General features: G+C 72.7%; 10 protein-coding genes. 2 read left to right on the top strand and 8 right to left on the bottom strand.

Annotated elements, in window-relative coordinates; genetic code table 11:
- Positions 1 to 25: 25 nt before the first annotated feature.
- The 7 genes from ACQP1N_RS21680 to ACQP1N_RS21650 all read right to left on the bottom strand — a co-directional run bounded on the left by ACQP1N_RS21680 (position 26) and on the right by ACQP1N_RS21650 (position 8474).
- The gene (locus ACQP1N_RS21680) at positions 26 to 874 is read right to left on the bottom strand and encodes an ATP-binding protein (protein WP_433226270.1); all 849 of its coding nucleotides are present in this window, start codon (positions 872 to 874) and stop codon (positions 26 to 28) included.
- Between the two features lie 60 nt (positions 875 to 934).
- On the bottom strand, positions 935 to 1624 hold the full coding sequence (locus tag ACQP1N_RS21675) for a lysophospholipid acyltransferase family protein (protein WP_067804452.1): 690 nt from the start codon (positions 1622 to 1624) through the stop codon (positions 935 to 937).
- A gap of 94 nt (positions 1625 to 1718) precedes the next feature.
- Positions 1719 to 2339, bottom strand: a complete 621-nt coding sequence (locus ACQP1N_RS21670) for a GOLPH3/VPS74 family protein (protein WP_067804449.1) — start codon at positions 2337 to 2339, stop codon at positions 1719 to 1721.
- 2 nt (positions 2340 to 2341) lie between these two features.
- Complete coding sequence (locus ACQP1N_RS21665) at positions 2342 to 2587, bottom strand: hypothetical protein (protein WP_067804447.1); 246 nt, start codon at positions 2585 to 2587, stop codon at positions 2342 to 2344.
- Between the two features lie 9 nt (positions 2588 to 2596).
- A complete protein-coding gene (locus ACQP1N_RS21660; RefSeq protein ID WP_433226267.1) occupies positions 2597 to 3511 on the bottom strand; it encodes an SPFH domain-containing protein in 915 nt (304 codons plus the stop codon).
- 106 nt (positions 3512 to 3617) lie between these two features.
- The gene (locus tag ACQP1N_RS21655; RefSeq protein ID WP_067804441.1) at positions 3618 to 5156 is read right to left on the bottom strand and encodes an MFS transporter; all 1539 of its coding nucleotides are present in this window, start codon (positions 5154 to 5156) and stop codon (positions 3618 to 3620) included.
- Between the two features lie 69 nt (positions 5157 to 5225).
- A complete protein-coding gene (locus ACQP1N_RS21650; protein ID WP_433226264.1) occupies positions 5226 to 8474 on the bottom strand; it encodes a BTAD domain-containing putative transcriptional regulator in 3249 nt (1082 codons plus the stop codon).
- 144 nt (positions 8475 to 8618) lie between these two features.
- On the opposite strand from ACQP1N_RS21650, the gene ACQP1N_RS21645 reads away from it, so the two are divergent.
- A complete protein-coding gene (locus ACQP1N_RS21645; protein ID WP_433226262.1) occupies positions 8619 to 10577 on the top strand; it encodes an N-6 DNA methylase in 1959 nt (652 codons plus the stop codon).
- Positions 10578 to 10616: 39 nt separating this feature from the next.
- Complete coding sequence (locus ACQP1N_RS21640) at positions 10617 to 12128, top strand: protein kinase domain-containing protein (protein WP_433226260.1); 1512 nt, start codon at positions 10617 to 10619, stop codon at positions 12126 to 12128.
- On the opposite strand, the gene ACQP1N_RS21635 is transcribed toward ACQP1N_RS21640, so the two are convergent.
- On the bottom strand, positions 12106 to 14145 hold the full coding sequence (locus ACQP1N_RS21635) for a UvrD-helicase domain-containing protein (protein WP_433226258.1): 2040 nt from the start codon (positions 14143 to 14145) through the stop codon (positions 12106 to 12108). The two genes, ACQP1N_RS21640 and ACQP1N_RS21635, sit on opposite strands and share 23 nt — an antisense overlap.
- Positions 14146 to 14326 lie beyond the last annotated feature (181 nt).

Below are 14326 nucleotides of genomic sequence, written 5' to 3'. Positions count from 1 at the left end.
CGCGTCCGGCACTGATCCGCCGGGGTCAGGCGGATGGGGGAGCCTCCTGGGAGAACCAGGCGAGGAACTCGGTGTTGCCGAACATCCGCGCCGTGTCGATGGCGGACGGCGACCCCGCCCGCGGGTCGGCGCCCGCGTCCAGCAGGGCCCGCACCACCGCCGGCTCGTTGCCGAACACCGCGCCCGCGAGGGGCCGCCGGCCGCGGTCGTTCGCGCGCTCGGGGTCCGCGCCCCGCGCCGCGAGGGCCCGGACGGTGCCGGCGTGCCCGTGGCGGGCGGCGTGCATGAGCAGGGTGTCGCCCCTGTCGTCGGCCAGGTTCACCGGCGTCCCGGTGTCCAGGTGCCCGACGAGGCCCGCGGTGTCGCCGGCCCGCGCCATCTGGAACAGCCGGGACGCGAATTCCTCCGTCTCCGGCCCCGCCCCGGTCAGCACCTGCATTCGGCTTCCGGCGAGGAGCACGCCGCCGAGGCTGTCCTCCCCGTAGCTGAGGCGCTTCTCCAGCGACACGAGCGCACCGTCCTCGGCGAACGAGCGGAACCGCACGTCGTCCGCCAGCGACCGCATGATCAGCAGGCCGCGGCCGTGCTCGGCGGACGCCTCCGGACGCAGGATGCTCCCGGCGTCGAACCCGACGCCCGAGTCGATCACCTTGATCACGCACCGCCGGCCCTGGATCGTGGCCCGCACCGTGTAGTCGGCCCCGTGCTCGGCGTGCTTGATCACGTTGGTGCACGCCTCGGTGAGCATCACCTCGATGTCGTCGCGGATGTGGTCCTCCACTCCGAGTGCGGCGAGCGCCGCGTCCAGGAGCCTCCGGGTGGCCGGGACGCTCGCGGCGTCCCGGGGAAGCTGGAGGTCCAGGCTGATTTCCACATCATCTCCGTCCGTCCCCCTGAATCGTGCCCTTCCGGGCACGCTCAAACATGGGGCCGGTCACGCCGGATCGCCCGGCCGGGGCGCGTAGCCGTCCACGTACTCCTGACCTGAGAGGCCCTGGATCGCCACCATGATCTCGTCGGTGACCTGCCGGGCCGCCCTGCCGCGCGGGACGCCCTCGTCCCGTCCGCCGAAGTGCATCGGCGGGCCGATGCGCAGCCCGATCCGCCCCGGTCTCGGGACGGCCCGGCCCCGCGGCTGCACCCTGTCGGTGCCGAGGATCGCGACCGGGACCACGGGCGCGCCGGTCCGCATCGCCAGCCGCGCCACCCCCGTCCGGCCCCGGTAGAGCCGCCCGTCGGGGGAGCGGGTGCCCTCGGGGTGGATCGCGAACACGCCGCCGCGCTCCAGCACCGCCGCGGAGGTGTCGAGCGCGTCCAGCGCCGCCCGCCCGCCGGACCGGTCGACCGGGATCGCCCCGAGGCTGCGGAAGAACGCCGCCGTGGCGCGGCCCTTCGGCCCCGCTTCGGTGAAGTACTCGTGCTTGCCGAGGAAGTGCACCCGCCGCGGCACCATCAGCGGCAGGACGAACGAGTCGAGGAACGCCAGGTGGTTCGCGGCGAGGATCACCGGACCGATCCGCGGGACGTGCCGCAGGCCGCTCACCCGGGGCAGGAAGGCGGCGCGCATCGCGGGGCCCATGAGGACGTGCTTCAGCAGCGGATAGATCAGGCGTTCGGGGTCCATGTCCGATCACGCTATGGGGCGGGTCGTCCTCGCCGCCGTTAATGCCCGATACAAGGTCAATGCTGCGGAATTTGTATGATTCCGCGCTTGCCGGTCAGCCGCCGGCCGCCGCGGCGGAGGCGTTCAGCGCGCGGACCGCCGGCACGGCCGGGCCCGTCCGGGCCGACAGCTCCTCGATCCGCCGCTTGTACCGCCGCCGGTCCCGCCCCGTCAGGACCGGTGTCAGCTCGCCCGCCGCCGCCAGCGCGGCCGCCGCCGCGTCGTAGCTGTGCACATGCGCCACCGGACGTCCCCGCAGCGCCGACGACGCCCCGCCGTACAGCGTCTTCACGACCCGCGGGTCCCGCACCGTGATCTGCCGGTGCGGGAACAGGCCCAGCACGCGGCGGTCGCGCACCTTGATCCAGCCGTCCCGCATCAGCTCGTCCCGGACCGTCCCCACCAGGGCCCTCGCGTCCTTGCGCACCCAGTGCCGCCACGGCCGGGGCCGCGACGCCGCGATCTGCGCCACCACCCCGTACGGATCGTCGCCCGGCGTCCCCGGGACGGGGCCGCGCCGCTCCTCGCCGAGCCGCCCGTCCAGGTACAGCTCCGTCAGCGCGGCGGCACGCAGCACGTAGCCGAGCCGCGTGCCGCCCTTGGCCATCTTCTGCTTTCGCAGGTCGTACGCCAGCAGGTACATCCGTGCCGGCAGCGATTCTGGAACCTCGACCATCGCTAGTCCTCGCCCCCGCCGGGCGGCGGGTCCTCGTTCTCCCCGTCCCCGGGCCGCCTGCGCGGACGCCCGGGCCTTCGCATCCGTCCCGCCGATCCGGGCATCCGGCCCGCGTCGGCGAGCGCCTGCCGCAGCAGGAACTCGATCTGCGCGTTGGTGCTGCGCAGCTCGTCCCCGGCCCACCGGGCCAGCGCGTCGTGGACGGCGGGGTCGAGCCGCAGCAGGATCTTCTTGCGCTCCGTGCTCAATGGCCCGGGTCACTGGTAGAGAGTGCCGGTGTTGACCACCGGCTGGGCGTCCCGGTCGGCGCACAGCACGACCAGAAGGTTGCTGACCATCGCCGCCTTGCGCTCCTCGTCGAGCTCGACCACGTTCTCCTCGTCCAGCTTGTCCAGGGCCGACTGCACCATGCCGACCGCGCCCTCGACGATCCGCTGCCGCGCCGCCACCACCGCGCCCGCCTGCTGCCGGCGCAGCATCGCCTGCGCGATCTCCGGCGCGTACGCCAGCCGGGTGATCCGCGACTCGATGATCTCCACTCCGGCGGACGCGACGCGCTGCGCCAGCTCCTCCGACAGCTGCGCGGTGATCTCGTCGGCATTGTCCCGCAGCGATGTCCGGTCGGCGGCGTCGTAGGGGAAGCTGCCCGCGATGTGCCGGACGGCCGCCTCGGTCTGGAACGCGACGAACTCCACGAAGTCGTCGACCTCGAACATGGCCCGCGCGGTGTCGGCGACCTGCCACACCACCACGGCGGAGATCTCGATCGGGTTCCCGTCCAGGTCGTTGACCTTGGCGAGCCCGGTCTCGTGGTTGCGGATCCGGGTCGACACCCGGCGCCGCCCGGTCAGCGGGTTCACCCACCGCAGCCCGTCGGTGCGGACCGTCCCGGTGTACCGGCCGAGCAGCTGCAGCACCCGCGCCTCACCGGGCGCCACCGGTGTCAGCCCCGCCGCGATGACGAGCCCGGCGAGCGCCGACAGCACCCCCGCCGTGATCCCCGCCGCGATGGCGGCGCTCCCGCCGGCCGCGACCCCGGCGAGCGTCGCCGCGGCCCCCGCCGCGATCAGCAGGAGGGCGATCCCCAGCATCGCCCACCCGCCGCGGTCCGCCGCCGCCCGCTCGGCGATCTTCGGCCGTGGCATCTCCACCGTCCCCGCCGCATCCGTCATGCCGTCCTCCTGCTGTGTTATCACTGTCATAGCAAAGTGATATCACATTTTTCGAGTGGGGGAAATGTCCGATACCGCGCCGGCCGGGGCGGGATCGGGCGGCCGCTCAGCGGACGGGGGTCAGCTCGGGCTCTTCGGGCTCGGAGATGACCTTCGGGACGCCGCGGAGCGTCACCAGCGCGAAGACCGCGACCAGGGCGGCGAACCCCGCGCTGCAGGCCAGGGCGGCGTGCATCCCGTCCACGAAGGCCCCCCGCGCCGCGGCGGCGACCTGGGCGCCGAGGGTCCCGGGCAGCTCCGCGGCGGCCTGGAGGGCGGCGCCGAGACCGTCGCGGGCGGCGGACGCGGCCGGGGCGGGCAGGCCCGCGGGCAGGTCCAGGACGTTGCGGTACACGGCGGTCAGGATGCTGCCGAGCACCGCCATGCCGAGCGCGCCGCCGAGTTCGGTGGCCGTCTCGGAGATCGCGGACGCGGCACCGGAGCGGTCCTTCGGCACCGACGCGAGGACGGTGTCGGCGGTGACCGTCATCGCCATCCCCATCCCGCAGCCGCCCAGCAGCATCGCCGGGAGCATCAGCCAGTAGGAGGTGTGCAGGCCGATCGTCAGGTAGAGGGTGAAGCCGGCGGCGGCGACCAGCATGCCGATCGCGACGACGCGGGCGCGGCCGAGGGCGGTGATGAGCGGCGGGGCGAGTGCCGCGCCCCCGATGATCGCGCCGCCGGCGCCGGGCAGCCCGGCCAGGCCCGCCTTCAGCGGCGACCAGCCGAGCGCCAGCTGGAAGAACAGCGAGAAGATCAGCGACTGGGCGACCAGGGTGAACATCGCGATCATGTTGGTGCCGACCGCCCCGGCGAACGCGGGACGGCGGAACAGCCGGATGTCGATCAGCGGCTCGGCGAGCCGCCCCTGCCGGACCAGGAACACCGCCAGGGCCAGCGCCCCGGCCAGCGCCGAGACGAGGACGCGGGGCTCGCCCGGGCCGTCCGCCGCCGCCACCTTGACCGCGTAGACCAGGCCGATGACGCCGATGATCGACAGCGGCACGCTCGGCAGGTCGAGCCGCCCCGGGGCGGGGTTGCGCGACTCCGGCAGGACGACCGCGCCGGCGAGGAACGCCGCCGCCATCAGCGGCACGTTGATCAGGAAGACCGAGCCCCACCAGAAGTGGTCGAGGAGCGCACCGCTGATGACGGGCCCGAGACCGACCGCGAGACCGGCGACGCCGCTGAACGCGCCGATCGCGACCGTCCGCTCCTTCGGGTCGGTGAACACCCGGCGGATCAGCGACAGGCAGGACGGCATCAGCGTCGCCCCCGCCACGCCCAGCAGCGCGCGAGCCGCGATCAGCGACTCGGCGCTCGGCGCGTAGGCGGTCACGGCGGACGCGGCGGCGAACACCGCCGTCCCGACGAGCAGCAGCTTCTTGTGGCCGATGCGGTCGCCGACCACCCCCATGGTGATCAGCAGGCCGGCGAGCGCGAACCCGTAGGCGTCGGCGATCCACAGGATCTGCGTGGCAGAGGGGCGCAGGTCCGCGCTCAGGTGCGGGACGGCCTGGTTCAGCGCGGTCAGGTCGATGTTCGGCACGAGCGACACCAGCAGGCAGATCGCGAACGTGCCCCATTTACGGGCTGAGGAGTTCATGCCCGCAGGTTCGCCGCCGGCGCTGACCGTCCCCGCACCGTCCGCTGACCGCCGCGGCCGGCCGGGCCGTCAGCGGACGGTCAGCAGGGCGATGGCCTCGTCGCGGGGGAGCGCGGCGCCCCGGCCGAACGCCGTCTCGTAGGCGCGGTCGCCGAGGAGGGCGCGGGCGGCGGCGGAGACGCGCCGGACGTCGAGGTCCCCGGCGGGTTGGACGCCGCGCAGCGCCGCCGCCACGCCGAGCAGGTGAGCCGCGCGCTCCCCGTCCCGCTCCGCGGCGGCCACGCCCGCCAGCCCGGTCGCCGCGGCCGCCTGGTACATGAAGATGGGGTGGTCGAACGACATGTCCAGCGCCTGGAAGAACAGCTCCCGGGCCCGCGCGGTGTCGCCCTCCGCGACCGCCACCCACCCCAGCCCGACCAGCGCCGCCCCCCGCACCGCGACGACGATGAACCGGTCGGAGGTGTAGCCGGTCAGCGCCGTGTCGTACAGCCGCCGCGCCTCGCCGAGATCCCCGGTCAGCCGCGCCACCTCGCCGAGCCCCTGGCAGCAGCCGGCGACCTTGTCCGGGGTGCCGGCCCGGCGGGCCAGCTCGACGCCGCGTTCGAGCGCCGCCCGCGCCGCGTCCGGCCTCCCGCCGTGCAGGAGCACGAGGGCGCGCTGGTAGAGCAGGTCGGAGGTGTCCTCCAGCGCGTCGAGCCTCCCGAGCATGTCCAGCGCCTCGTCCAGGAGCGCCAGCGCCCGGTCTCGGTCGCCGCGCCAGGCCGCCATCTGCGCGAGGGTGTCGAGCGTGTTGGCGGCACCCCAGCGGTCGCCGCAGGCGCGGAACCCGCGCAGCGCCTCGCCGCACGCCTCCTCCGCCCCGGCGATGTCGCCGCCGTACTGGGCCAGGAACCCGTCGCTCATGCGCACCAGAGCCCGGGACCACGGGTCGTCCCCGATCTGCTCGGCGAACACCGCGATGTCGGTGCGGGCCGGCCCGGCGGTCAGCGCCCACAGCACGATCACGACCGGGTACCGCAGCGGGCCGCCCACGCCGTGCAGCAGCCGTTCCGCGCGGTCGAGCCACGCCGCCGTGCGCTCACCCGTGATTCCGCCCGACAGCGCGTTCGCGACGCACAGGACGTACTCCTCCTCGGACCCCTTGGGAGGATCGGCGCCGATCACCTCCAGCAGCTCCGACGCCAGCGGCGCGCCCTCGACGCGTCCCCGCAGCCACCAGTACCACGACAGCGACGCGACCAGCCGCAGCGCGAGCGCCGGGTCGGACCGGACGCACCACCGCAGCGCCGCGTGCAGGTTCCCGTGGTCGGCGGCGAGCAGCCCGAGCCATTCCAGCTGCCCGGTGCCGCGCAGGTGCGGGTCGGCGCGCCGGGCGAGCCCGGTGAAGTACTCCGCGTGGGCCCGCTCGAACCGGTCCCTCTCCCCGGCCTCCTCCAGCCGCTCGGCGCAGAACGCGTGGATCGTGTCGAGCATCCGGTACCGGACGCCGTCGCTCTGCAGGAGGGACCGGTCGGCCAGTTCGGCGAGCAGTTCGTCGGCGTCGTCCAGGTCGCACACGCCGACGGCCGCGTCCATCGTGAACCCGCCGGAGAACACCGTCAGCCGCCGCGCGAGGGTCCGCTCGGCCTCGTCCAGCAGGTCCCAGCTCCACTCGACGACCGCCCGCAGCGTCTGGTGGCGCGGCGCCGCGGCCCGGTTCCCGCGCGACAGCAGCCGGAACCGGTCGTCCAGCCGCGCCGCGACGTCGGTGACCGGCAGCGACCGCAGCCGCGCCGCCGCCAGCTCGATCGCCAGCGGCAGCCCGTCCAGCGCCCGGCAGATCCGCATGACGGCCCCGGCGTTCCCCTCGTCCACCGCGAAACCGGGACGGACCGCCTCGGCCCGGTCCAGGAACAGCCGCACCGCCGGGTACTCCGCCAGCTCGCCGGCGGGCGCGCCCTCGGGCGGCAGCGCCAGCGGCGGCAGCGGCCACAGCGCCTCACCCGTGATCGCGAGCGCCTCCCGGCTGGTCGCGAGCACCCGCAGGTCCGGGCACGCGCTGAGCAGCCGGTGCGCCAGCCCGGCGACGGCCGCGACGACGTGCTCGCAGTTGTCCAGGATGAGCAGGAGCCGCCGCCCGTTCAGCGCCGTGACCAGCCGCTCCACCGCGTCCGGCTGCGTTTCGCCGGGGACCGGCAGCATCCCGGCCTCGCGCAGCCCGAGCGCCGCGAGCAGCGTCTTCGGCACCTCCTCCGGCACGGTGGGCGCCAGGTCGACGAAGCAGACCTCGCCGTCCCGCCGTCCCGCCGCCTCGATCGCCAGCCGCGTCTTGCCCGCCCCGCCGGGGCCGAGCAGCGTCACCAGCCGCCCGCTCGCCAGCATCTTCCCGACGCGCCGCAGTTCCCCCTCGCGCCCGACGAAGCTGGTGAGCTGCGCGGGCAGGGCCGGTCGGACGGCCCGCGGCCCCGCCTCCAGGTCGCCCCGCAGGATCGCCAGATGCACCTCGGCCAGTTCCCTGGACGGGTCGGCGCCCAGCTCGCCCGCGAGGACGCGCCGCCCGTCCTCGAACACCGCGAGCGCCTCCGCCTGCCGCCCGCCGCCGTGCAGCGCCCGCATCAGCAGCGCCCGCGCCCGCTCGCGCAGCGGCCGGGCGTCCACCAGGTCGCGCAGCACCGCGACGACCGCCGCCGGGTCACCGGCGGTGATCCGCGCCTCGCCGTACTCCTCGGCGGCCGACGCCCGCTCCTCCTCCAGCCGCGCCGCCTGCGCCGCGGCGAACGGCGCGCTCACATCGGCCAGGGCGGGCCCGCGCCACCGGCCGAGCGCCTCTTCCAGCAGGACGGCCGCGGCCTCGTGCCGCCCCTCCGCCATGGCCTGCCGCCCGTCCCGGACGAGCGACTGGAACCGGTGGACGTCGGTGTCCTCCCGCTTCACGGCCAGCCGGTACCCCGCCGGGTGCCCCTCGACCAGGCCCGCGTTCCCGAGCCCCCTCCGCAGCCGCGACACCTGCGACTGCAGGGCGTTCGCGGCCCCCTGCGGCGGGTCCTCCCCGTAGAGCCCGTCGATGAGCCTGCCGGTGCGGACGACCCGTCCCGCGTCCAGGACCAGCATCGCCAGCAACGCCCGGACCAGCGGCCCGCCGACCGGCACGGCGGCCCCGTCCACGCGAACCTCGACGGGCCCCAGGATGCCGAATTGCATGCCCCGATTCTCCCGCACCCCGCAGCACCCCCGGACGACGATCATCGCCCTCGCCCGTCGATTACGCGCGAGGTGATCGCCGCCGGAGAACATCGAGTCGTGCAGTTCGCCGGCCTTCGGCGGAACGGCTGTACACATGTATATGTGAATGTGATCAACCTATGAAGTGCGATGCGTATGTGCGCGAACGGAGATGCTCGCCGGGGAGGACGTGAATCAGATCAACCGGTATCGCAGGCGCTAGGGTGAGGCCATCGTGCATGTCGGCTGAGGGGAGTGCTGGTGTCGAACGACGCGACGGTGACCGCGGCGGACATCGCCCGCCTGGCCGCGGTGGGGCGCGCGGCCGTGAGCAACTGGCGCCGCCGCCACGACGACTTCCCCCAGCCCGTCGGCGGGACGGCGGTCAGCCCGACGTTCTCCCTCGCCGAGGTGGAGAACTGGCTCCGCGGCCAGGGGAAGCTGACCGACTCGCCCGTCCGCGAGCGCGTCTGGCAGTCCCTGCGCGCGGCGGGGTCCGAGGGCATGGACCTCGCCGACGTCCTCACCTTCGCCGGCGCGTTCCTGCTCTCCCTGCGCGACGACCCCGGCCACTGGCGGGAGCTGCCGGACGCCTCGGACGAGGAGATCGCGCGCACCCTGCGCGCGCGCACCGGCTCGGTGCCGCCGTCCTGCGCCGCGATCGCCCGCGCCCTCGCCCAGCTCGTGGACGAACTGGGCGTCTCGGAGACGTTCGAGTTCCTGCGCACCCGCTACCTGGAGCATCACAGCCGCCGCGTCTACCTGACGCCGGAGCCGGTCGTCCGGCTGATGCTCGAACTCGGCGGCCCCGCCCGGACCGTCCTCGACCCCGCCTGCGGGACGGGCACCTTCCTGAAGACGGCCCACGAGCTGTTCAAGGACGTCGATCGGCTCCTCGGCCAGGAGATCGACGACACGACCGCCCGCATGTCCGCGATACAGCTGGCGCTACGCGGCGCCCCCGCCGAGGTCTGCCCAGGCGACTCGCTCTTGGCCGACGCCTTCCCCGGACGCACGGTCGACCTCGTCGTCTCCAACCCGCCCTTCAACGACCGTGGCTGGGGCTACGAGCAACTGACCGGCGACCCACGCTGGGAGTACGGGCTTCCACCGCGCATGGAATCGGAACTCGCCTGGCTGCAACACGGTCTTGCCCACGTCCACCCTGGGGGGCATGTCGTCCTGCTCATGCCTCCGGCCGTGGCGAACCGCCGTTCAGGACGCCGTGTCCGTTCCGAACTGCTCCGCCGCGGGGCGCTTCGCGCCGTCATCGGCCTGCCCCCGGGCGCGGTGCCGAACATGGCCGTCGCGCTCGCCATCTGGGTGCTCCGCCGTCCGGCTTCAGGCGACACCCCGGCGGACGACGTCTTGATGGTCGACACGTCGGCCGACCCCGAGAACTTCCAGAAGACGGCCCTGGACGCCTGGGGCCGCTACGCGAAGGGCAAGCCCGCCAAGACCGACTCCAGTGTCGTCGTACGCATCATCGACCTGCTCGATGACGAGGTCGACCTGACCCCGGCCCGCTACCTTCCGCAGCGAACCACGCCCACGGCGGAGGGCTCGTTCATCGCCGCCCGCGAAGCCCTGGAGAAGAGGGCCGCCGCACTACCGCAAACGGTCGCCGACCTGTCGTTCCTCGCCCAGGCCCGCGCGCGCGCCGATGTCCCCATGACGACGATCGGTGAGCTGGCCAAGGCAGGTGTGCTGCAGATACTCCGCCCCTCGGCCAAGGTACGCACCGGCGAAGGAAACGTCCCCGTTCTCACCCTGGAGGACATCGCTCTGGGCCAGGAGCCCACGGGAACGGCCGCACACGACCCGCACCACGTGCAGACAGCCGCCGGCGATGTCGTCGTCTCGCTCGCCGCCCGCCATCCCGTGGCCCGCGTCATGAGAGAGGGCGGTGCGGTCCTCGGCCCCGGCCTGGCCCTCGTGCGCGCCGAACCGTCCCGCCTCGACCCCGATTTCGTCGCCGGCTGGCTGCTCCTCGGCGCGCAGGGCGCCTCGCTCCGCAGCTCCACCTCCTCCGCCCGCTTCGACGTCCGCCGCGCCCGGCTGCCCCGCCTCACCCTGGACGAGCAGACCGAACTCGGCAGGGCGTTCCGCAAGCTCACCGACCTCGAAGCCGCCCTCCGCGAGACGTACCGGCGCGGCGCCGACGTCCTCCGCCTCGGCCTCGAAGGACTGGGCGCCGGCACCCTCCGCCCGTCCGGCTGACGCCGGTACGCTGCCTGCACGGGCCAGGGGAGGTGGGCGTTGCGGCGGGGCGATCTCCTCGGGGAACGCGAACGGTACGAGCTCGACCAGGCGATCGGGCGCGGCGGGATGGGCGAGGTGTGGCGGGCCTACGACCGCTTCCTCGACCGGCGCCTGGCCGTCAAGTTCACCCGCGTCTCGGACGAGTCGCTCGTCGGACGGTTCGAGCAGGAGGCCCGCAGCACGGCCTGGTTCGAGCACCCCGGAGTCCCGACGGTCTACGACTTCGGCAGCCACGACGGGTGCTTCTACCTGGTCATGCAGTATGTCGAAGGCACGACGGTCGACCACGTCCTGGACGCCGAAGAGAAGCTGTCCATCTCCTGGGCCGCCCTCATAGCCGCTCAGGTGTGCGCCGTGCTGAACGTCGCACACCGCCGCCCGCTCGTCCACCGTGACCTCAAGCCCAGCAACCTGATGCTGTGCCGGGACGGCTCGGTGAAGGTCCTCGATTTCGGTGCCGCGGTGGGTCTCGGCCCAGGCGACGTACGCCGAACCACCACCGGCCTGGGTGCGCCCTACACGCCGGGCTACACGGCCATGGAGCAGGTGTACGGCAGCCCAGGCCCGCAGAGCGACCTGTACTCGCTCGGATGCGTCCTCTACGAGATGCTCACCGGCCGCCAGGTCTTCCTCGGCGGCACCCCATACGAGGTACTGCGCCGCCACGAGGACGAGGACCCGACGCCACCCCGCGTCCTGCGCCCCGACGTGCCTCCCGCCCTGGACGCCCTCATCCTGCAACTCCTCGCCAAGCAGCCGGCCGGCCGCCCCGCGAACGCCGATGAGGTCCACCGCCGCCTCCTGGAGTTCGTCTCCTCCCTGAACCCGCTGCCGGGAATCGTCGACACGATCGCCCCGCAGCACCTGTACTCGACCGCCCTCAGCCGCATCCGCATAACCGGCACGGCCACTCCACCCCGCCCCGAAGAACCGGTGGAACTGCCCACCTTCGATGAAGTCGTCCAAGCGCGCGCGGAAGCAGGCGACCTGGCCGACGCGGGCCGTTACACGCAGGCGGCCGAACTCCTCTCCGGCCTCACCGAACCCGCCCGCCTCGCCCTGGGCGACGACGACCCCGAATACATGGGGCTCCGCCTGGACCTGGCCGATGTCCTGTTCCAGAGCGGCGACTACCGCCGAGCCGTCCACGCCTACCGCGCCGCCGCCGTGACCTTGTCCGAGTTCTATGGGCCGGACGACCCGCACGTCCTGGACTGCCGCGAACAAGAGGCCGTCAGCCAAGCCCACCTGGGAGCCACCGACACGGCCCTCACCCACCTGCAAGAACTCCTGGACGACCTCTCACCCGGCAGCCCCTACGACACCCTCACCCTGCGCGTCCGCGAACGCATAGCGCGCCTCAAACTCGCCGCGGGACGCACCGGCGAGGCCCACAAGGAACTCACCGAACTCCTGGCCGACATCACCGGCCTGTACGGCGACGGCCATCCGCAGATCGCCGGCCTGCAAACCCTTCTCTACGACCTCAGCCAGGCAGGAACGGGCTAGGCGACCCCGAATACGACACATACAGGTGGTCCCGCGCCCGCGTAGAGGCCACGAACAGCAGGCACCGCTCCTTCTGGACGTCCTGCGCGTGCGCCTTCGGGTCCTCGTCTTCCGGCGTGATCGCCTTCACCGACGGCAGCGAGTTCTCATCGGCCCCGATGACGGCGATGCACCGGAACTCCAGACCCTTCATCTTGTGCATCGACCCGACCTGAACACCCGGCGACTTACTGGGCACCTGATACGCCGTGATGCCCTCCTCCTTCAGCCGCCTGGCGGCCTTCCGCGCCACCCACACATACCGGGTGGCGACCCCGATCGCGCCGGGCTCGACCTCAGCGTCCAGCCAGGACCGCACCTGCTCGACGAGCCCGTTCAATTCCGCGTCCATATCCGGATACGCCCTCACCACGGGCCGCCGCCCATGCATCGGCGACCGGTACCCGTCCAGCGTGTCCGCGGAATCATCGAGCCCATGAGCGGGCGCATGCCCCAGCAAAGGCACCGACCACGCCAGGATCTCCTGCGTAGTCCGGTAGTTCAGCTTCAGCTTGGTACTGTGCCCCCGCACATTGATGCCGAGACTGGCCAGCGACACGTGACTGTCATAAATCCGCTGATGCGGATCCCCGACGATGAACAGGTCATCGGGCCCTTCCGCGACGAGCCGCCGCAGCAGCCGCCACTGCGCCGTGTGAATGTCCTGCGCCTCATCGATGATCACATGGTCGTATTCGGGCTGCCGCACCAACTCGGCCGCTTCGTTGGCGAGCTGGTGGAACGTCGACCTCCCCTCGGCCGCCAGCCCGTCCGCCACATGCCCGATCGCGCGCCACACCACCGACCGCTGCGCCTTTCCCAGCGGAACCCCCCGCCCGGCCCGCGTGCACCCGAGATACTCCTCCTCGCTCTCCAGCCCCTGAGCCAGGATGATCTGCTCCCATTCCCGCTCCAGGAACGTCGGCGAGAACTGAGTCCCCTCCGCCGCCTCCTCCCACAGTGGCTCCAGCACGTCGGCCCCGGCGATACCGGGTTTGTGGTGCCGCCCGACGATCGAATACGAAAGCGCGTCCACGTTCTTGACCTGAATCCGCCCGCGAACGTCCTCATCGTCCACGAGCAGGGAAAGCTGCTTCTCCAGCGCCTCCGCCAGATTCCGCGTGAACGTCGTCAGCAGAACCCGCCCGCCCCTGCCCGCCAGGAACTTCGCCCGGTGCAGCGCCGTCACGGTCTTCCCCGTCCCAGCGCCACCCGTCACCTGTGCGGGGCCGCTGTAGGACGGCCGGAGCGCCACCCGCCGCTGCACCGGATGCAGGAAGACCCGCCACATGTCGAACGGGTGGGCCAGAACGTCCCGCAGTTCCTCCGGCCCGTTGACGAAAACGACCTTCCCCGGCGTCCGCCGCATGGCGGTCACCAGATCGTCCGGATCGACCGCCTTCGGCTTCTCCTCGACCGGCAGGCACTGCGCGACCTCGTCCCACGCCTGCTGCACGTTCATGCCCTGCGCCAGCGCCAGCAAGGCGATGTACTGCGGCTCCGGCAGCAGTTTCTCCATCGCCTGCAGATGCGACTCCTCCGTCAGCAGCTTGACGAGCGGGATCAGCTCCCTGTCGATCCCGAGCCGCACCAGATCCTTGTCGAAAACATGCCCCAGCAGCCGGAAGTTCGTCCGCTCGGCGACTTTCTCAAGCGCGGGTGACATCTCCTCCAGGGCGACCTGGTCCCGGACCTCCAGCACCCCGAGCGCCTGGTTGACGGAGAACTTCTTGCTCCTCGCATACGTGATCGCGTCATCGTGAGGCATCACCGCCAGCAGACAGTGAACGTCGCCCTTCTCCGGCGCCAGCACCACCCCGCGCCAGAACTGGTCGATCCGTATCGTCCGGATCCGCGGGTCCCTGGCATTGCTGATCTTCTCCAGGTGCAGCCCCGCGTGCGTGTGCTCGGCGAACTTCGCCACCGCCGCGTCCACACTCCTGCGTACTTTCGGCTGCAACTTCGCATACTGCGGCATGAACGAATCCGCAATAGCAAGCTGAGCCACCCCGCACCGCCTAACAATCGACGCCCACTTCAACCTCACATCCTAGGAGCCACCCGAATCAGCCGGTGGTTGAACCTTGGACGAGTCTCCGGCAATCGCTGTCCGGCTGCGGACAACGACCGGCGGCTCACCCGGCACGAGATCGATGCCC

Source organism: Actinomadura formosensis, assembly GCF_050948385.1.
Lineage (GTDB): Bacteria > Actinomycetota > Actinomycetes > Streptosporangiales > Streptosporangiaceae > Spirillospora > Spirillospora formosensis.
This window is presented reverse-complemented; position numbering and strand designations above follow the sequence as displayed.